This is a genomic window from Mesorhizobium sp. B1-1-6, assembly GCF_006443035.1.
Lineage (GTDB): Bacteria > Pseudomonadota > Alphaproteobacteria > Rhizobiales > Rhizobiaceae > Mesorhizobium.
The window spans coordinates 11,218-31,128 of record NZ_VFWR01000015.1 but is presented as its reverse complement, the minus strand read 5'-3'; the positions used below and the strand labels follow the sequence as shown (position 1 = coordinate 31,128).

The window sequence follows — 19,911 nt, the reverse complement described above, 5'->3', positions numbered from 1 at the left end:
CCTTGGTGCGGCCACTTCCCTTCACTGTCACCCGGCCTCTGAGCTCTGCATGTACTGCTAAACGGCCGCTGTCCGGCTCACTAACATTTGGGGCCACGCACACTGGACGGCCCTCGCGCGGCCTTCTTAGGTGGCCGATCCATTCTCTTTGTGCCACAGCCCATAGCGTATTTTCCTTTCGCCCCTGGCCGACTTGGGGTTCGAAAACTCACGCAATAGCCCACGCTGCACCCTGACTAAGTGACCCAAAATGATCTCGCCCGTGCGTAGAGCCGCCCACGCAGAGTGGCGGATCCGAGAGTATCTGCTGTTTCCTGCAATCTATGCCCCTGGATGGCGAGTAGATAGATCGTCAAAAGCGGTACCCGTTAAGGAAAATTCGCGACCGTTTCGGGATGCCGCGAGAATAAACGGTCTCTTTGCTGCGCGCGTTCACGAATGTCACGAGCTGACTGAATCGCACCCAAGACTGCGGAAATTCGCCTTCCATCTGGAGTTCGCCCCTGGCACCGGACAAATTGAACAAGCAGGATTGCCGGCTGATGGCGCGCGATCAACCTACTACGATCAGCCCGACACCGCCGTGGATGACACAGCGCTCGTCGAGACGATGGGTCAAATCTCCGACAGCTTCGAAGCTTACGGCTATCGCCGCATGCAGGCGGCGCTGGCAGCGCGGCATCGTCGTCAGCCCCAAGAAGGTCAAGCGGTTGATGCGCGAGCGTGATCTGCAGCCCAGGATCAGGCGCCGCTTTGTCGCTGGCTGCCTCCGCCCGCCCGATGATGAAGAGCGGGGGTGCCTCGCCCTGATCGATGCGGCACAGGAATTTCCAGATAGACCTTACTGCCATCGTCGAAGGGCGCGCGTCGGCCTCACCCGGTGCCCCGGCGACGGCCGCCTTCAGCGGCAGGACATCGCCGTATATGTCACGACCTTTGCCGGGAAGAATGCTTGCGAATCGCTGCGGAGATCGCCGCCAGGCCACCCCGCAGTTCGTCCTCAAGAGGATAGAGGAAGCCGACACGCATGTGGTTGCGCGGCATCTCGAACCAGTGGCCCGGACCGACATAGGTGCCATAGCTTTCCAGCAGGTCTGCGTAAAAGTCGTCGAAATCGAATCCCGGACCATGACGGAAACGGGGGAAGCAGACCACGCCGCCCTGGGGCTCGACCCATTCGATCAGCTCGTCGCTCTCAATCCAATCGCGCATGATGGCAAGGCGTCCGGCTAGCACTGGCGCCTGCGCGGCGAGGAAGGCGTCGCGGCCTTCCAGGATGCGGGCGCCGATCCACTCGTCGACGACGCTGCCGCAGATGCCGATCTGCTCCTTCGCCGCCAGGAAGCGCTCCATCAAGTGCACGTCGCGCGTCATGATCCAGCCCACGCGGATGCCCGGCGCGCCGTAAGCCTTGGACAGCGAAGCCACACTGATCGCGGCGGGGCTGAGCGAGGCGGCGGGGGGCAGCATCTCGCCATGGGTCAGGTCGCGGTAGGTTTCGTCCACCAGTAGCCTGCATCCCGCCTTTTCGACCAAGGCGATCAGCGCGTCCAGTTGAGGGCGGCCGATCATCGTGCCGGTTGGGTTATGCGGGCAGGTGATGCTGACATAGCGGGTGTTCGGGCGCAGAGCGCTGGCGACGGCATCGATGTCGAGGCCGAACCGATCGTCGAATTTGAGGTCGATAAAGGTGATGCCGCAGCCGATGGCGCGCGGCGTCTCGATATTAGTGGCATAGTTCGGCCGCACCACGACAAGATGGTCGTCGCGCGATAGAAGCGTGGTGGCGATGATGAACAGCGCGCCAGCGGCGCCGGCGGCCACCAAAACGTTGTTGGGGCCGAGGCCCTTGCCCTGCGCGGCTACCAACGCCCGAAGCTCAGGGTCGCCGCGATGCTCGCCATAGGGCAGCAGCAGGTCAGGGACGGAGAGATGGAAATCGGACAGCTTACGGTCTCGTACGGAGCTTTCCGACAGGTTGAAGCGAATGCGGTCATAGCCGTATTCCTCCGGTGATTCCTTCTCGATCACCATGCGTGCGTAGTCCATGCTTTCCCCCGTCAGGCTGCCAGCCGGGCGACGGCCAAAACGGCCTGGTCGACCTCGTCTGCTGTGGTGTAATGCGATAGGCCGAGCCGAGCGACGCCGCCTTGCTCGCGCAGGCCGAGCAGGCCGGAGGCTTCATAAGCGTAGAAATCGCCGGCCCAGCCGAAGATGTTTTCGCCCGCCAGCGCGGCTGCGATCTCCTGCGGCGACCTCTTGGCCAGCCGGAAGCTGAAGGTGGGCACACGGGCGTCCAGCCGGTTGCGGCTGGCGATGCCGCAGAGCTTGAAACCGGGAATGCCGGCAACACCCGCCAGGAACCGGTCCATCAGTCCGGCTTCGTAGTCGGTCGCCGCCTCCAATCCCGCCACGATGCGCTGGCGCAGCGGCGCGGCAACGTCGACGCCGGCGCACTGCTCGCCGAGCCAAGCGATGTGCTCGATCGCCGCCTGCGTGCCGGCCTGCGCCTCGAAGGAGGGAGTGCCGGGGGTGTGGCGCCACGGCATGTCGAAGGAGGCGGGCCGCACCTTGAGCGGCGTGAGCCGGTCGCGCAGCTCCGGCCGTATATACATGACCCCGGCGTGCGGACCGAAGAACTTGTAGGCAGAGCATGCGAGCAGGTCGCAGCCGATCGCCGACACGTCGAGGGCCAAATGCGGCGCCGACTGCACGGCATCGACCATGGTGACGGCGCCGGCAGCTTTACCAGCAGCCACGATACGGGCAACGTCGTTGACGGTGCCAAAGATGTTGCTCGCGTGATTGCAGGCAACCAGACGCGTGCGCGGGCCGATCAGTTCGTCCAGCATGTCGTAGCGATATTCGAAGGTTTCGGTATCGAACTCGAGCCAGCGGACGGTGACGCCACGTTCCTCGGCTGCGATGATCCACGGGCCGACATTGCCATCATGGTCCATGCGGGTAAGCACGATCTCGTCGCCCGGTTTCCAGTCGCGTGCCACCATGCGCGAAAAATGGAAGATCAGCGAGGTGCTGTTGAGGCCGAAGACGATCTCGTCCGGCTGTGCGCCGAGCAAGGCGGCCGCCGCTGCATGCGCTCCCACCAAGATGCGGTCGCTATCACGCGAGGTGTGGAAGGCACCGCCCTCGTTGGCGCAGCTTCGCAGCATCACCTCGCTCATGCGCTCGACCACGCGTGCCGGTACTTGCGAGCCGCCCGGCGCGTCGAGATAGATACGTGGCTTGCCGTCGTCGGTGATCGCCAGCGCCGGGAAGGCCCCGCGCACCGCCTCGATGTCCCATCGTCCAGTCGTCATGGAATTCCCTTTCAGGTCGGTCGCACCGCCGCGATCGCGGCCGTCAGTTCGTCGTAGTCGAAATTCCCGCCGCACAGCACGATCGCATTGACTTGGCCGCGGTACCGTTCCGGGTGCTTCATCAGCCCTGCCAGCGCTAGGCCGGCTGCACCCTCGACCAATAGATGCTCTTCGATCGCGAGACGGGCGAGCGCGCCGGCGATCTCGGCTTCGGAACAGATGACCACATCGTCGACGACCGACCGGGCGAGGCCGAGCGTGACGGAATCCTCATCCATGCCGCCGGCGACGCCGTCGGCCAACGTCGGCAAGTGCTCGACATCGATCACCTTGCCCGCTTCCATCGACGCTGCCAGCGCCATGCTGTTGGCGGCCGCGCAGCCGATGATCCGCGTGCGCGGACTGAAGGCCTTCATCACGGCGCCGATGCCGCCGATCAACCCGCCGCCGCCCATGGCGATGAAGACATTGTCGATATGCGAATGCTCTTCCAGCAGTTCGAGCCCGATCGTGCCCTGGCCAGCAACAACATCGGGATCGTTGTACGGAGATACGTAGACGAGTCCCTTCTCCTCGCCCAGGCGGCGCGCGTGCGCCTCGGACTGGCCGCTTTCGTCGCCATGCAGGATCACGTCGACGCCAAAGGACCGTATGCGCGCCAGTTTGGCCTTCGTGACATTGTGCGGAAGCACGACCGACAATTTTCGGAACAGGCGCGACGCCGCGAAGCTGGAGGCTATGCCGTGGTTGCCGGACGAGGCGGTGACGAACGGCCGGCCCCCGGTCGCATCGTCCATCGCGGTCAGCTTCGAGAAGGCGCCTCGCGCCTTGAAGGAGTTGGTGAACTGGAAATTTTCGCATTTGAACAAAACGGTGCTACCGATCGCGTCGCCGACGGCGGACGCGCCCAGCAGCGGCGTCTTCGCGATGTGGCCGCGGATGCGGGCATGCGCCCGCACGGAACGCGCGGCAGCGGCGGCGATGTCACCTTCGTTCGACATGGTTCTGTCCTGGGTCAAGAGTTTGCGGCTGTGCCGGCGCTCGCGAGGATGGCGCTGGCGATTGCCGCGTCCTCTGCGCCGAGGCCGGTCAGGTCGGCGATGCTGATGTCGCCAGGCTTGCGCGTCAATGAGCCAGTCCGCAGCGATACGCCGATCTCACCGATCCGCTCTGGCTCGACGAGGCCGGCCACGATGGCATGAGCGAACTCGCCATGGTCGATACTCTGCAGGGCCGAATCGGCGAGCAACGTGTCGGCGCGCGCGACCAACGTATTCTCCAATTCCTGTTTGCCGGGCGCATCGGCTCCGACGGCTGTAATGTGCGTGCCGGGCGCGATCCATTCAGCGCGTACCAGCGGCGCGGTCGCGGGCGTCGTGGTGACAATCACTTGTGAATCGGAACAAAGGTCGGCGAGCGAGCCGACTGGCGATACCTGGAGGCCAAGGTCGGCCACGTCGGCGGCGAAGCGTCCCGCCGCCGCTGGGGAGCGGCCCCATACCGCGACCGAAAGCGGCTCGCCGTGAGCCAGCGCTCGCAGCGCGCGTAACTGAATGCGTGCCTGGGTTCCGGTGCCGACGATGCCGAGGCGCGTCGCGCCCTTAGGCCAGCACAGCCGGGTCGCCAGCGCGCCGGCATAGCCAGTGCGCCAGTCGGTCAGCATGCCTTGGTCGAACAGCAGCGCTACCGGTTCGCCTGTCGTGGCCGACAGCGCCACCATCATGCCGTTGCCGCTTGGAAGGCCCTTGGTCGGATTGTCGTAGAACCCAGTCGCGACTTTGACGACGAAGATCGACGCGCCCGATACATGGGCGCATTTCACATGGCAATCGCCGTTCGCCGCCGCGAATCCCATATGCACGACGGGCGGCTGCTGGACTGCCCCGGCGCTGTAGGCGACGAGGCTTTCGCGAACGGCCGCAATACCGGCGGCGTGGTCGAGCCGCCGCAGGATCTCCGCCCGGTCGAGGATGAGCGGCATGTTTGCGGCTGGCCTAGCCATGGTCGTTCCGTTCAGGCCGCCGAGCGGGCAAGGCCGCGCAGGAAGAGCTGCACACGTTCCAACCCGTCTTCCAGGACATGCGCCGGCGCGCCGATGCCGACACGGAAATAGCCGTCCATGCCGTAGACGTCGCCCGGCGCGACAAGCACGCCCTGCTCGTCCTTGACGCGATGCGCCAGTTCGGTCGAATTTATCGGCAAGTGATAGCGCACGAATGCCATCCCGCCTGCCTGCGGCGGCGCCAGCGAGACCAGCCCCTCGTTGGCGCGGACCCAGCGCACCATCATGTCGACATTGCGTGACAGGAGGTCCCGGCTGCGGTCGAGGATCGCCTTGCGGCGCGCCGGCTGCAACACCATCGACGCGACCAGTTCGCTGACCGCGCCGGTGGTGATGGAGGTATAGTCCTTGCGCTGCCAGGAGGCATAGATCTCGGCGGCAGGGCCGACCAGCCAGCCGATGCGCAGGCCCGGCATCGCCATCGCCTTCGACAAGCCGTTGGTGACGATGGCTTTCTCATAAAGGTCGACGCTGCTCGGCGGCTCGACGGTACCGTATTCGGCGCCCTTGTAGACCTCATCCGTATGTAGCCAGATGCCGTTGGCGCGTGCGATGGCCACAATTTCCCCGAGCAGGTCCGCCGGCACCACGCGTCCGGTCGGATTGTTGGGCGTGCAGAGCGTGATGACCTTGGTGCGGGGCGAAATCGCCGCGCGGATATCGGCCGGATCGGGCAGCCAGCCCAGTTCCTCGCGCAGCGGCACATCACGGACCATCGCGCCGAGCGCCTTCGCCCATCCCCTGATCTGCAGGTAGTTGGGGACGACGACGATGATCTCGTCGCCCGGCTCCAGCAGCGTCATCGCCATCAGGAAATTGGCTTCGGCCGAGCCGTTGGTGACCATCACCTCGTCGGCCGTACGATTCTTGTATGTGGCCGCGATCGCCTCGCGAAGGACGACGGCACCGTTCGTCCAGCCGTAACCGAGTTCGGCGGCAAGCACCTTTTCGCGTTCCTCCGGGCTCAGCAGTTCGTTGAGCGAATAGGGGTGTACCCCGCTATCGGAGAGGTTGTACTCGACGATGTTCTCGTAGAGCGACTGGATGCGTTCGAGGGTGAATTCTTCGATCTGCATGTGTGTACGATTCCTCTTCTTCAGGAAGCCGCGCGGGCCGGTGAGGTCGCGTTGGCCAGGATGCCTTGCACAGTTCTGTGCAACTCAGGTGTGGCGCTGGCCACGACGGAACGGCGGCCGGAACGGATCGTCAGCTCGCCGCCCTGCCAGTCGGTCATGACGCCACCGGCGTTACGCACGATCGGGATCAGTGCGCAATAATCGAAGGCGTCCAGCCCCCCGTCCACATTGATGTCCAGCGCGCCGTCGGCGACGCGGCCATAGGCATGGCAACCGCCGCCATAGACGCTCCAGCGCACCTGGCGGCGCAGCCTCTTGTAGGCGGCCGTATCCTTGTCGTCGAAGGATTCCGGGTTGCCGTTGCCGACAAGGGCCTCGCTAAGGTCCTGGCAGGCGCGCGTGCGTACGGGCTTGCCGTTGAGGGTGGTCGGCGAACCGTCGGCGCCCAGCCAGCGCTCGTTGGTGACGGGATTGTCGATGACCCCGAGCATGGGAACGCCGTTGCGGGCCAGCGCGATCAGCGTGCCGAAGGTCGGAATGCCGGTGATGAAGGCTTTGGTGCCGTCGATCGGATCGATGACCCAGACCCATTCCGCGTCGAGGCCGACGGACCCAAATTCCTCGCCGAGGATGCCGTGGTCGGGATACGCCTCCTGGATGCGCGCGCGCAGCCTCTCCTCGACCTCCCGGTCTACCGCGGTGACAGGGCTTGCATCGCCCTTGGAAACGAAGCCGTGTTGCTCGCTGAGCGCTTCCTGGATTGTCGCCCGGCTGACGTCTGCCAGCGAACCGGCGAAAGCCGTAAAGGTCTTGGGGTCAGATGCCGGCATTGTCGGCTCCCTCTATGAGTGGGGTTGCGGGTTCGTCCAGAGGACGCGTGTGTCGTGAAAGCCTGTATTCGAGGGCGCGCAACGCCGTGGTGAGCACGTAGGTAATGGTGAGGTAGATAAGCGCCGCGGTGATGAAGAGCTCATAGGGCGCGAAGGTGCGGGCGACGATCGTGTTGGCGGCGCCGGTCAGCTCCATGACGGTGATGGTCGAGGCGAGTGATGTGGATTTCAGCATGCTGACCACCTCGTTGCCGTAAGCCGGCAGGGCGATGCGGAAGGCGCCCGGCAGGATGATCGTGCGGTAGGTCAACGCCGTCGACATGCCGCAGGCACGCGCCGCCTCGATCTCACCGGCTGGCACCGCCTCGATGGCGCCGCGCAGGATGTAGGCGGTGTAGGCGGCCGTGTTCAGGCTGAAGGTCAGAATGGCGCACACCCAGGCCTGGCGCAGATATGGCCACAGAAAGCTGTCGCGAACGACCTCGAGCTGGGCGAGACCGTAATAGACAAGGAATATCTGGACCAGGAGCGGCGTGCCGCGGAAGAAGTAAATGTACCAGTGCAGCAGGAGGCGCACCGGCGCCGGGCCGCTGACGCGCAGGATGGCGACGGGAAGTGCCACCGCCATGCCGCAGAAGAGTGAGGCGACGAGCAGTTCGATCGTCGTGACGGTGGCCGACAGCAGCGCCGGCAAGCTCTCGACCATAAGCTCGAAGTTCATCGCGCCAGCTTCCTCTCGCCGCGCGTCGCACGCCGTTCCAGCGCGTCGACAATCGAGGTGTTCAGTATGGTGAGCAGGAGGTAGATCAGCGCCGCGGCGAGGTAGAAGCGGAAGGGTTCGCCATTGACCTGCGTCGCCATGGTGGAGATGCGCATCAGCTCCTCCAGCCCGACGATGGAGATAAGCGACGTGTCCTTGATGAGCGAGATCCAGTTGTTGCCGAGGCCGGGCAGCGCGTAGCGCCACATCAGCGGCAGGCGGATGTGGATGAAGCTGGTCGCGGCCGACATGCCGAAGGCATCTGCCGCCTCGATCTCGCCCTTGGGAATGGCGAGATAGGCGCCGCGCAGCACCTCGGCCGCGTAGCCGCCGAAGACCAGGCTGAGCGCGAAGACGCCGGCCGGCATCGCCGGCACTTCGAGAAAGTGGATGCTGGGGTCAATCATCTTCGCCAAGCCGGTCAGGGCCACCGTGCCGCCGAAATAGGCGATGAGGATGATGAGGAGTTCGGGCGTGCCGCGCACGACCAGAGTGAAGCCCCGGCCGATGGCGCGCAGCACACAGTTCGAGGAGAGCTGTGCCAGCGCGCCGAGAATGCCCCAAACGAGGCCGACCGCCAGCGACAGCAGCGCGACCTCGACGGTGGTCATGAGCCCGCTCGCGACCTCCAAACCCCATCCCTGGAAAATGTCCATCTGCCGCTCCTGCGGTGGCAAGAAGAAAGACGCCGGCCATCGGGTGAAATGGCCGGCGATGAACCGTACGGCTCGGCCTAGTTCGATGCCGGCAGCACGCTGAACGACCAGTACTTGTCGTTGATGGTCTTGAACGTGCCGTCGTCGATCATGGCCTTCATCGCCTTGTCGAGCTCGTCGCGAAGGCCGGCATCGTCCTTGCGCATGCCGATGCCCACGCCTGGCCCGAAATACTTCACGTCCTTGATCTCCGGACCGATGAATTTGTAACCCTTGCCTCGGTCCTTGTTGAGGAAGTCGTTGGCGAGCTTGATCGGGCCGGCGAAGACGAGATCGGTCCGCTTGGAGGTCAGGTCGAGCAGCATGTTGTCGGCCGTGTCGTAGAGCTGGATCGTGGCCTCAGGAAAGTTGTCTCGCATGTAGTTCTCGTAAGTTGAGGCACGCTCGATCCCGATGGTCTTGCCCTTGAGACCATCGGGGTTGGGCTTGCCGTCGTCCGTCAGCGGCTTGGCATCGCTTCCGTCCGGACCGACGAACCGGGCGGTGGAGGAGCGGTACGGGATCGAAAAGTCGATGCTCTTCTTGCGCTCGTCGGTGATCGACATCGACGCGGCGAGAAGATCGAACTTGCCGGCGACAAGGCCCGGAATAAGCGAATCGAAAGGCATGCAGACAAAGGAGGCGTCGGCGCCGAGGCGCTTGACAACTTCCTTCGCGACATCGATGTCGAAGCCGCGCAACTCGCCGTTCGCGTCCTTGTAGTTGAACGGCGGGTATGTGCATTCACTGCCGACGCGCAGGTCGCGCGCCGAGACCTGCGCGGCGAAGGCGGCGAGGCCGGCCGCAAGCATCAAGACAAGTTTTTTCATCATGTTCCCCTGTTGTTTGTCCTGTTCAAAGAACGCGCTGCAGGAAGGCCCGGCAGCGCGCCGATTGCGGATCGCCGAGAACCTGTCCCGGCGGGCCGCGCTCCTCCACCATGCCCTGGTGGAGAAAGAGCACCTCGCGCGAGATCTCGCGCGCGAAACCTATTTCATGGGTGACGACGATCATCGTGCGTCCTTCTTCGGCGAGCGTGCGCATGACCGAGAGCACCTCGCCGACCAGTTCCGGGTCGAGCGCGGAGGTCGGCTCGTCGAACAGCATCAGCTTCGGCTCCATCGCCAGCGCGCGGGCGATGCCGACGCGCTGCTGCTGGCCGCCGGAAATATGCGCGGGGTAGTGGTCGCGCTTCTCGAACAGCCCGACCTTGGCGAGATAGGCCCCGGCTCGCTGCCGGGCCTCCTGTTTGGACAGGCCGAGCACCTTCATCGGTGCAAGCATCACGTTGTCGAGCACGGTGCGCTGGCTCCACAGATTGAAGCTCTGGAAGACCATGCCGATGCGGCTGCGGATGCGATTGATCTGGCGCGCATTCAGCTTCGCGCGCCCCGAACTGCGATCCAGCGTCAATTCCTCGCCTTCCACCGCGATCGTGCCGGCGTCGGGAATTTCCAGAAGATTCATGCAGCGCAGGAAGGTGCTCTTGCCCGACCCGCTGGCGCCGATCATGGTGATCACGTCATGGGCATGGGCGACCAGGTCGACGCCTTTCAAGACTTCCAGAGCGCCGAAGCTCTTACGGATGTTATTTGCCCGCAGGACGGTGTTTTGGTCCATGTCCACTTGGTGCCCTTGCCTCCCGATCGGCTGGACACGGAGATTGTCCCGGAAGCGCGGCTGCCCAAAGAGCCAATTTCGCCGACGGGCAGCGGACCAATTCCAGTCCCGTGGGCTGTGAATGCGTCGTCAACCGTGTTCGAGGATAGTCTGCGCGAGGATGTCGACGCAACGCGGGATGCGGCGGACCGACGTGTTGCCGAAGCCCAGCACAAGACCCCTCGGCTTGGTTTCCCGGCGTGCGTAGCGCGAGAGTGGTGGGCAGTCCAGCCCCTTCTGGAGCAGTGTTCGCGATACGGCCACGTCGTCAAACGGTTCGCGTGCGTGGACGGTCAGGTGCAGGCCGGCGTGAACGTCGGGAACATCGAAGCCGTCTCGCAGCTTTGCGCGCAGGCATTGTGTCAGGCAGGCGGCGCGATCGCGGTAGATGGTGCGCATACGCCGAAGGTGCGAGGCGAGTCGCCCCTGGTCCATGAAGTCGGCGACCAGCGCCTGGTCCGGTAGCGGTGCGTAGAAGGAGAAAATACGCTGGGCGAGGGCGAACGCCTCGACCAGCGGCATCGGCGCGATCAAATAGGCGAGCCGCAGGCCGGGCGCCAGCATGCGGTTGAACGAGCCGGTATAGATGACCCGCCGCGGATCGCGCGCGTAGAGCGTCGTCTGCGCTTCGCCCGACCAGCGGATCTCGCTATTGGAATCATCCTCGAATATCCAGCCGGGCCGGTCCGCCGCCCAATCAAGCAGCTTTTGCCGGCGATCCGCCGTCATCGTGCAGCCGAACGGCCATTGCTCGGTCGGGGAGACAACGGCCATACGCGCCTCTCGGACCATCACGCCGGCGGCTTCTGTGTCGAAGCCTTGCCTGTCGAGCGGGGCGGGAACGGTGACAAGGCCGAAGGCTTCCAGCGTGGCGATCTCGGGCATGTGGCAAGGATCCTCGACCAGAACGGTGTCGCCGCGGTCGAGCAGAACATGAGACGCGAGAGCGGCCGCTTGCAGCGTATTGCCGATGACGATGATCTGTTCGGGACGACAGTTGATCGCTTTAGCCTCCGCCAGATAGCCCGCGATGCGGGTGGCCAGCAGTGGCGCGCCGCGCGAATAGTCATAGCCGGTGTGGGCGCTGGCGTGCTCGCGCCAGCGGCGGCTAGCGATCTGAGCGAACTCGTCATAGGGGAACTCGTTCAGCGCCGGCACGCCGGCGCTGAGATCGTAGGTCTCGATGCGTTCGGCTGGCAGGTTCATGTCGAGCAGCGCCTGGCCGCGGCGCGAGGGTGCCGGGAGCGCATTTGGACCTGACACCGGTATGACCGCCGTCTCGGCTCGGGGGTGATTGTCTTCCGGCAGCATGGTTTCGACGAAGGTGCCGGCGCCGATCCGACGTGCGACATAGCCCTCCGTGGCAAGTCGCTCATAGGCGAGGACAACGGTGTTGCGCGAGAGCCCGAGTTCCTCGGCCATGACGCGGCTTGGCGGCAGGCGCGCTCCTGGCGCCACGATGCCATCCCGTATCCAGCGGCGTAACTGCTCGAAAAGTTGCTCGTTCAACGGCGTGCCACGGCTGCGGTCGAAGACGATCCTGTTCCAGCTGGGATAGTTGAAAGCGTGCATGTCTGTTCACCGGCTACGGCGGGACCTCACGAGCGGCGACGCAGCCATAAGGATGATCTTCCTATCGAATTGAAATCACCCTATCACATGACGAACGATGAGCAGAAAGCCTTCTCTGCATGCGTCGAATGCCAGCTTTCAGCCACTGGCAGCGTTCACCAAATGGCCGAGATGCACGCGCAAATTGTTCACGGCTCCACTCGTGAAGTGGAGCCGCTCTTGATCACACCTCAGTTGCCTCGGCAAGTTCGAGAGCATCTTCTACATCGACTCCCAGATAGCGGACCGTGTTCACGATCTTGCTATGACCGAGCAAAGACTGGATGGCTCCCAGAGGATAACTGACCTCAATCCAACAAGCATGTTTCTGACAGCTCAGCCTCCGCACGTCGACAGAGCCGGTTTGGGCGGGCCCGGTCCTTTCCGAATGATTCTCTCTGCTGCTCAGCCGCCGCCAAAGGTTTGTGCCCCTCCGAGCACAGGAACCGTTATTGACCGCTGAATGCCGCAAAGCTTTTTTCGAAGCGGTCGACGACATCCTCGATATCGGACATTGCCAAGCAAAGCGGCGGACACATGCGGATGACATTGCGGTACGGTCCCGAGCGGCTGGCGACGAGCCCGTTGCGGCGCGTTTCCTCGAAAATGGCGAGCGTCTCCTCCGGCGCCGGCTCTTTCGTCGCGCCGTCCTTGACGAGTTCGATCGCAAGCATAAGCCCACGGCCCCTGATATCGCCGATGATTGGAAAGCGCTCCTTCATGTCGTTAAGGCGACCCTTGAGCACCGCGCCAACATCCCGGGCGTTCTCCTGGAGTCGTTCCTCTTTTATGACCTTTAGCACGGCTCGGCCGGCCGCGCATGCCACCGGATTGGCGCCATAGGTGTGGAACAGAAATTTATCGGCCATGGATTCAGCGACATCTCGCTTGGCGATGACCGCGCCGAGCGGGATGCCGTTGCCCACACCTTTGGCGATGACGACGATATCGGGCACAATGCCATGGGATTCAAACGCCCAGAAGGCATCGCCGGTTCGGGCGACACCGGATTGCACTTCATCAATGATACAGAGACCGCCGGCCGCGCGGACACGCTCGACAGCGCCGGCAATGTAGCCCGGCGGCATCGGCACGATGCCGCCATAGCCCTGCACCGGCTCGATAATCATGCCGGCCAGCCCGCCGCTGGTTGAACTCGCTATGGCGCGCTCGACCTCGTCGAGATAGGGCTGCAAGCCTTCGCCATGAATGCCGCGATACTGGTTGGGCTCGGCCACGAAAGTGACCCCGCCAAGCTGGGGCACGGGATGGCGAAAACCCGCTATCCCGGTCACCGACTGCGCGCCGAAAGTGGCGCCGTGATAGCTCGAGGCAAGCGCCAGCATGTCGATGTTGCCGGTATGCGAGCGCGCCATCAGCAGCGCAAGATCGATCGCTTCGGCCCCGCTGTTGGTGAAATGTACGACCCAATCGTGACCGGCCGGCATCGTTGCCACCAGTTCCTCCGCGTACTGAGCCGGAACCGGGTGGTAGAACATCGTCGTGCAATGCGTCAGTTCCGCCAGTTGCTCGGTGGCCGCCTTGACCACCTGCGGATGCGCGTGGCCGACCGAGATGCAAAGGTTCATGCCGAGCAGGTCGATGTATTTACGATCCTTCTCGTCCCAGACATACTGGCCCTTGCCGCGCTTGAGGATCAGCGGGTCCTTGTAAGGAACGAACTTGCGCTGCGTGGCCGAATAGAAGCGGTTCCGCCGATCGACGATGGCCTCGGTCGACCAGTCGATGTCCAGGTTGGAATGGACGTGCGGAGCGTTCATGCCGTGTCTCCCGTGTTGCGAACTCCTGGATTGAAAACACGGAATGCGCGGCGCGCACACCGCCAAACCTCCTTATCAGGATAACTGATGGAGTTGATTAGTCATGCGACGAGGGGCGATCGACGGCATAGCAGTCGGCGGGAAGGCCAGGCAGGCGGGTGCTGATCGCGTTGGTCAGCACTTCCGCGGTACGCGTGGCGAAAGCCTCGGGGAGGTTTCCGAGCTCCCGCTCGCGCGCGACCAGAAGGATGTTGCGCGACAGCCCGGTGAACGGCAAGGGATGGACGTCAATCTCCATACCCTCCGCCAGCCCGTCGATGAGCAGGGTCGGCGTCAGGATCGCAAAGCCCATGCCGGCCGCGACCGGCGCCATCACCACGCTGGAGCGGTCACCTTCCATGGCACGCGGGATCTCGATGCGCAGGCGGCTCAGATGCTGGTCGACGCGCAGGCCAACCGGCGTCTCGCGCGAGAAGCGCACGAAGGCGAGCTTCTTGGAGAGCTTGACGATGTCACCGACATCGCCGGCAAAACCCTTTGGCGTCACCAGCAGGAATTTTTCGGTCATCACAGGATAACGTGTCAGTCCCTCGATCTCGAACAGCTCGCCGGAGGTGACGGCGAGGTCGGCGCGGCGGGCCCGCAGCAAGGCGACGTGGTCGGTCGCCAAACCCGCGAACAGGCTGAGCTCGGGAATGCCGAAACCCTTGCGGGCAAGGACCGAAAGCGCCGGCGCCAGCGTGGTCGCGATCGACGCCAGAAGCGCGATGCGCAACAGCGGCAGCGGTGCTGCATTGACGCGCCGCGCGTCGGTGCGCAGGCCCTCGACCTCGGCCAGTATGGCAACGGCGCGGCGATGCAGCGCGATGCCGGCTTTGGTGAGCTCGATCGGCCGCAAATTGCGATCGATCAGGCTGACGCCGAGCGCGCTTTCCAGGTTCTTCAGATGCTGCGAAGCGGCCGATTGCGTCATGCCCAGCATCTGTGCCGCCTGGGTGACGTGCCTGGTCTCGACGATGGCGACGAAAACCTCGATCGATCGGAAAAGGTTGAAATCGAAACTGCCGCTCTTCACCCGCAACTCCGCCCGTGAAGCATCATAAGTTTTCCTAATGTTGCGAAATTTGGGTTGAGCGCAAGTGGTTTAGCGGGAAAAGATCGCGCTGTTCCAATCCAGCGAAGGTATCCCACAAGGTGAATGGCAGCGCACGCATCGTGATCATTGGCGGCGGTGTCATTGGCCTCGGCATAGCTTATCACCTTGCCGAACTGGGCGTGAGCGATGTCGTCCTTCTGGAGCGCCACCAACTGACCAGCGGCACATCCTGGCACGCCGCCGGAATCGTCGGTCCGTTACGCGCCAGCCTCAACCTGACAAGGCTGGCGCAATATGCGACCGAGCTGTTTCCACGCCTCGAGAAAGTGACGGGCCAGGCGTCCGGCTACCGCCGCACCGGCGGCCTGTGGCTGGCGCGACGTGCGGAGCGCATGGACGAACTGAAGCGCATCGCGCATTTGGGCGATGTCTGCGGCCTCACCGTTGAGATTGTCGATCAGGCGGGCGTGGCCGAGCACGTGCGCGGCATCGTCACCGATGGCGTCGAGGGCGCGCTGCGGGTCGAGGAAGACGGCCAGGCCAATCCAGTTGATATCTGTGCGGCCTATGCAAAACGGGCCCGCGCCGCCGGTATCCGCATCCTCGAGGGGTTAGCCTGTTCGGGCATCGTGACCCGCAACGGCCGGGTCGCTGGCGTCAAGCTGGCCTCCGGCGCCACCATCGATTGCGAGACCGTCGTCAACTGTGCCGGCGCCTGGGCGCGCGATATCGGCGCGCTCGCCGGCGTTCCTGTGCCGCTGCAGGCCGTCGAGCACATGTATGTCGTGACGGAGCCGATCGCCGGTCTGCAGGATCCGTTTCCCATCCTGCGCGACCTCGACGAAGGCATCTACATCAAGGGCGATTCCGGCAAGCTGGTGTTGGGCGGCTTCGAGCCGAACGCCAAGCTCTTCGATGTTCGCGGACCGGCTGGCGACAGGCCATTCCTCGAACTGCCCGAGGATTGGGAGCAGTTCGAGCCTTTCATGTCGGCCGGACTGAAACTCCTGCCGGCGCTGTCGCAGACCGGCATCAGGCACTTCATGAATGGCCCGGAGAGTTTTACCCCCGACACGCGGCCGCTGATGGGCGAGTCGCCCTATCTGCGCGGCTTCTATGTCGCCGCCGGCTTCAACTCGACAGGCATGATGTCGTCGGCCGGCGCCGGCAAGGCCATGGCCGAATGGATCGTCGACGGCGAGCCCAGCCTCGATCTGTGGGCGCTTGACATCGCCCGCTTCGACCGCGCCGCCGCGGCGCGCTCTTTCGTCGGCGCCAGGATGGAGGAAGCGGTTGCCGACCTCTTCCGCATGCATTGGCCTTACAAGCAGGCCGCCGCCGGGCGCGACGTGCGGCGTTCCGCCTTTCACCGTACGTTCGCCGAAGCGGGTGCTGTGTTCGGCGCGCCGACCGGCTGGGAGCGACCGCTCTGGTTCGGCGGCACGGAGACGCGCGGCTATTCCGTCGGCGCTCAGAAATGGTGGAGCCCGGCCAGGGCCGAAGCCGAGCGAATGGCGCAAGGCGTTGGCCTGTTCGAGCTTTCGCCCTTCACCAAGATCGATGTGCGTGGACGCGACGCGATCCAGCTGATGCAAAGCCTGTGCGCGGGGGACGTCGACAGGCCCGAAGGCCGCGCCGTCTATACGCAGATGCTCAACGCACGCGGCGGCATCGAGGCCGATGTGACGGTCACGCGAGTCGACGAGCACGGCTTCCGGGTTATTTCAGGTGCCGCGACCAGACAGAAAGATTTTGACTGGATCGCGCGCCATGCTGAGGATCTTGGTCTCAACGTCTCGGTCTTCGACGCCACGTCCGCAGAGGCCGTTCTCGGGGTCATGGGGCCGAATTCGCGGGCGCTGCTGCAGAGCCTGACCGACGTCGATCTTTCGGACGCAGCCTTCCCGTTCTCGACTTCGCGCCGCATCGACATCGGCACCGCGAATGTGCGGGCGACCCGAGTCAGCTTTGTCGGCGAGCTCGGCTTCGAGCTTTATGTGCCGGTCGAACACGGCGAGAGCCTGCTTGCCATGATCGTCTCAGCGGGCGGCGCCCATGGCCTGACCTTTTGTGGCCACTACGCGCTGGATGGCTGCCGGTTGGAAAAGGGCTATCGCCATTGGGGCCATGATATCGGGCCGAAGGACACGCCGCTGGAGGCGGGCCTGTCCTTCGCGGTGTCCTGGAAGAGGGATGATTTCATCGGCCGCGATGCCCTGCTGAAGCAGAAGGCCGATGGCCTGAAGCGCCGGCTCATGCATTTCGCCGTCGACGGCGACAATCCGCTTCTGCTGCATGACGAACCGATCTATCGCGACGGCAAACTTGCCGGGTTGACGACGTCAGGTGGCCTCGGCGTTCGCACGGGGCTCAGCCTTTGCCTGGGCTACGTTGCCTGTGATCCAGGCGAGACGAAAACGCAGCTGCTTGCCTGCGACTACCAGATCGCGGTGGCCGGTGCGCGCTACAGGCTGCGCCCACTCGACAAGCCACCCTATGACCCAACCGGATCGCGCATGCGCGTAAGCGCGGAGGAAAATTCATGAGACAACAGGCCCGCGTGGTCGTTATCGGCGGCGGCGCCATGGGCGTGTCGCTGCTCTATCACCTGGCCAAGCGCGGCTGGAGCGATGTCATGCTCGTCGAGAGGCAGGAGCTGACAGCAGGCTCGACCTGGCACGCCGCCGGGCTCTGCACGCATTTCGCCCACAATGCGACGATCATGGAGATGCGCGCGCATTCGGTGCGGCTCTATCGCGAAATCCTGACCGCCGAGACCGGGTTGCCGACAGGTTTCCACCCAAGCGGCGCATTGCGCATTACGCGCTCGCCGGAGCGCATGGACGAATTCCGCCATGTGCAGGGGCTTGGCCGGTTCGTCGGCCATGACTTCCACATTCTCAGTCCCGATGAGCTCAAGCAGATCTATCCGCTCTGCCATACCGACGGCATCATAGGCGCGAGCTACGAGCCCAATGACGGTCATGTCGATCCGACGCTGGCGACCAACGCAATGGCCAGCGGCGCGCGCTCGCGCGGCGCCGAGATCGTGCGCCACAATCCGGTCCTGGCAATCGAGCGCAAGCCATCGGGCGAGTGGCTGGTCCGCACACAACAGGGTGACATTGTCGCGGAGCATGTGGTGAACGCGGCCGGCACATGGTGCCGCGAGATTGGCGCCATGATGGGGCTCGACCTGCCCGTGGTGCCGATGCTGCACCAATATGTCGTGACCGATACCGTCCCCGAGATTGCCGACCGGATCGCCGCCGGCGCCAAGGAACTGCCGATCATCCGCGATCCGGAAGAAAGCTGGTATCTGCGCCAGGAGCGCGACGGCTTTATCGTCGGCCCCTATGAAAAGTCGGCTCACCCCTGGGCGGTCGATGGCGTGCCACCAGAATTCGGCATGGACTTGCTGCCGCCCGACCTGGATCGGGTCGAGCACATCATCGCGCTGGCGATGGAGCGTGTCCCGGCACTCGCCAATGCCGGCATCAAGACGGTGGTCAACGGGCCGATCACCTTCACGCCGGATGCCAATCCGCTGGTCGGTCCGGCATTCGGCCTCGGCAATGCCTGGCTGCTCACCGGCTCAAGCATGGGCGTGATGGAAGGCGGCGGCGCCGGTCGCTTTCTCGCCGACTGGATCGTCGACGGATCACCGCCAATGGATGCGCTTGCCATCGACCCACGCCGCTTCGGCAATTATGCCGACCGCGACTATCGCATCGACAAGGCGGTGGAAGGGTTCGGCCTGCAATTCGGCATCCACTATCCCAACGAGGAACGCGAGGCCGGCCGCCCGCGCCGCACGACGCCGGCGCTCGAACTCCAGAGAAGCCAGGGGGCAGTGCTGGGCGCCGCCTATGGTTGGGAGCGGCCGAACTGGTTCGCTGCCAAGGGCGCCGACCGTGACCCGCCACTGACCTTCCGCAAGCCCGGCTGGTTCGACGCGGTGCGCGGCGAGTGCCGTGACGTGCAGGCCAGCGTCGGCGCCATCGACCTTTCGGCCTTCTCCAAATTCGAGATCGGCGGACCAGGCGCCAGCGCCTTCATGGCTTCGCTCGGCGCCAACCGACCACCGGAACGTCACGGCCGCATCGGGCTCATTCACGCGCTGACGGCAAAGGGCGGCGTGGCGTCGGAATTTACCGTGACCCGACTCGGCGACGATGGGTTCTACTTGACCAGCGCAGCACTTGCGGAGCGACATGACGAAGGTCTGCTACGCTCACGCGCCGCAGCGTTTCCAGGTGTGACGATCGACAACGTCACCGAGAGGCGCGGCGTGCTCGGCGTGATGGGGCCGCGTGCCCGTGACCTCTTGGGAAAGATCTGCGAAGCCGATCTATCGAATGCTGCATTCCCCTGGCTTTCCGCGCAGATCATCCGCGTGGCCGGCATCAAGACGGCAGCGCTCCGGGTCTCTTATGCCGGTGAGATCGGATGGGAACTGCACGTTCAGTTGGCGCAGTTCGGCAAGCTCTACGAAGCGATCACCAAAGCCGGAGCGCAGTTCGATTTGCGTCCGTTCGGCATCTACGCGCTCAACGCAATGCGGCTGGAAAAGGGCTACCGCGCCTGGGGCGCCGACCTGACCACGGAGCGCACGCCGCTGGAGGCCGGACTGGGTGCCTTGGTCAAGACTGACAACCGGATGTTCGTCGGTCGTGAGGCGATGCTGGAGCGGGTCGGCGAAAACGCCTGGTCCATGCTGCTGCTCGAAATCGACGACGACGGCGAGCGACTGCCGTTTTACGCCCATGCCGTGATGCAGGCGGGGCGCCCGGTCGGGATCGTTTCCTCCGGCAGCCACGGCTTCCGGACCGGCAAGACCGTTGCGCTCGCCTATCTGCGACCCGGTGTTGCGGCTGAAGGCCTGACCGTCTCGATCCTCGGCAGGGAACTGACGGCGCGGGAGCTGAAGAAAGCGCCTTACGATCCGGACAATCTGCGGCTGCGCGGCCTTCAGGCCGATGCGCCGGCCGCCTTCATGCCTGCCTGATCACGGAGACGAC

At 64.3% G+C, this 19,911-nt stretch carries 16 protein-coding genes and 1 pseudogene; 3 read left to right on the top strand and 14 right to left on the bottom strand.

Annotated elements, in window-relative coordinates:
• Positions 1–250: 250 nt before the first annotated feature.
• Complete coding sequence (locus tag FJ979_RS26040; protein WP_140517480.1) at positions 251–727, top strand: hypothetical protein; 477 nt, start codon at positions 251–253, stop codon at positions 725–727.
• A gap of 200 nt (positions 728–927) precedes the next feature.
• Here the strand turns inward: FJ979_RS26040 and FJ979_RS26035 are convergent, their stop codons facing one another.
• From FJ979_RS26035 to FJ979_RS25975, 14 genes and pseudogenes are all read right to left on the bottom strand, one after another.
• Positions 928–2,049, bottom strand: coding sequence for an aminotransferase class I/II-fold pyridoxal phosphate-dependent enzyme (locus tag FJ979_RS26035; protein WP_140517481.1), 1,122 nt, complete (start codon positions 2,047–2,049; stop codon positions 928–930).
• Between the two features lie 11 nt (positions 2,050–2,060).
• A complete protein-coding gene (locus tag FJ979_RS26030; RefSeq protein ID WP_140500672.1) occupies positions 2,061–3,320 on the bottom strand; it encodes a cysteine desulfurase-like protein in 1,260 nt (419 codons plus the stop codon).
• A gap of 11 nt (positions 3,321–3,331) precedes the next feature.
• The gene (locus FJ979_RS26025; RefSeq protein ID WP_140584233.1) at positions 3,332–4,321 is read right to left on the bottom strand and encodes a pyridoxal-phosphate dependent enzyme; all 990 of its coding nucleotides are present in this window, start codon (positions 4,319–4,321) and stop codon (positions 3,332–3,334) included.
• Between the two features lie 14 nt (positions 4,322–4,335).
• The gene (locus tag FJ979_RS26020) at positions 4,336–5,322 is read right to left on the bottom strand and encodes an ornithine cyclodeaminase family protein (RefSeq protein WP_140584232.1); all 987 of its coding nucleotides are present in this window, start codon (positions 5,320–5,322) and stop codon (positions 4,336–4,338) included.
• Between the two features lie 11 nt (positions 5,323–5,333).
• Positions 5,334–6,458, bottom strand: a complete 1,125-nt coding sequence (locus FJ979_RS26015; RefSeq protein WP_140584231.1) for an aminotransferase class I/II-fold pyridoxal phosphate-dependent enzyme — start codon at positions 6,456–6,458, stop codon at positions 5,334–5,336.
• Positions 6,459–6,478: 20 nt separating this feature from the next.
• On the bottom strand, positions 6,479–7,288 hold the full coding sequence (locus tag FJ979_RS26010) for an inositol monophosphatase family protein (RefSeq protein ID WP_140584230.1): 810 nt from the start codon (positions 7,286–7,288) through the stop codon (positions 6,479–6,481).
• Complete coding sequence (locus FJ979_RS26005; RefSeq protein ID WP_140500677.1) at positions 7,275–8,009, bottom strand: ABC transporter permease; 735 nt, start codon at positions 8,007–8,009, stop codon at positions 7,275–7,277. The genes FJ979_RS26010 and FJ979_RS26005 overlap by 14 nt, the downstream gene beginning before the upstream one ends.
• A complete protein-coding gene (locus FJ979_RS26000; RefSeq protein ID WP_140517485.1) occupies positions 8,006–8,704 on the bottom strand; it encodes an ABC transporter permease subunit in 699 nt (232 codons plus the stop codon). Before FJ979_RS26000 ends, FJ979_RS26005 begins: the two co-directional genes overlap by 4 nt.
• A gap of 77 nt (positions 8,705–8,781) precedes the next feature.
• The gene (locus FJ979_RS25995; protein WP_181165247.1) at positions 8,782–9,573 is read right to left on the bottom strand and encodes a transporter substrate-binding domain-containing protein; all 792 of its coding nucleotides are present in this window, start codon (positions 9,571–9,573) and stop codon (positions 8,782–8,784) included.
• A 25-nt stretch (positions 9,574–9,598) separates the two neighbouring features.
• Positions 9,599–10,363 (bottom strand): ATP-binding cassette domain-containing protein, encoded by a 765-nt coding sequence (locus FJ979_RS25990; RefSeq protein ID WP_140500680.1) that lies wholly within the window; start codon positions 10,361–10,363, stop codon positions 9,599–9,601.
• A gap of 129 nt (positions 10,364–10,492) precedes the next feature.
• The gene (locus FJ979_RS25985; RefSeq protein ID WP_140584229.1) at positions 10,493–11,974 is read right to left on the bottom strand and encodes a PLP-dependent aminotransferase family protein; all 1,482 of its coding nucleotides are present in this window, start codon (positions 11,972–11,974) and stop codon (positions 10,493–10,495) included.
• A gap of 223 nt (positions 11,975–12,197) precedes the next feature.
• A pseudogene (locus FJ979_RS33165) lies at positions 12,198–12,308 on the bottom strand (integrase); the annotation flags it as partial.
• Between the two features lie 154 nt (positions 12,309–12,462).
• The gene (locus FJ979_RS25980; RefSeq protein WP_140500682.1) at positions 12,463–13,794 is read right to left on the bottom strand and encodes an aspartate aminotransferase family protein; all 1,332 of its coding nucleotides are present in this window, start codon (positions 13,792–13,794) and stop codon (positions 12,463–12,465) included.
• 97 nt (positions 13,795–13,891) lie between these two features.
• Positions 13,892–14,869 carry a LysR family transcriptional regulator gene (locus tag FJ979_RS25975; RefSeq protein WP_140500683.1) on the bottom strand — a complete coding sequence of 326 codons (978 nt, stop codon included), beginning with the start codon at positions 14,867–14,869 and terminating at the stop codon, positions 13,892–13,894.
• A gap of 119 nt (positions 14,870–14,988) precedes the next feature.
• Between FJ979_RS25975 and FJ979_RS25970 the strand changes: the two genes are divergently transcribed.
• Together FJ979_RS25970 and FJ979_RS25965 are read left to right on the top strand one after the other, a co-directional pair.
• Complete coding sequence (locus FJ979_RS25970) at positions 14,989–17,436, top strand: FAD-dependent oxidoreductase (protein WP_140584228.1); 2,448 nt, start codon at positions 14,989–14,991, stop codon at positions 17,434–17,436.
• Complete coding sequence (locus FJ979_RS25965; RefSeq protein ID WP_140584227.1) at positions 17,433–19,898, top strand: FAD-dependent oxidoreductase; 2,466 nt, start codon at positions 17,433–17,435, stop codon at positions 19,896–19,898. The genes FJ979_RS25970 and FJ979_RS25965 overlap by 4 nt, the downstream gene beginning before the upstream one ends.
• Positions 19,899–19,911: the final 13 nt, after the last annotated feature.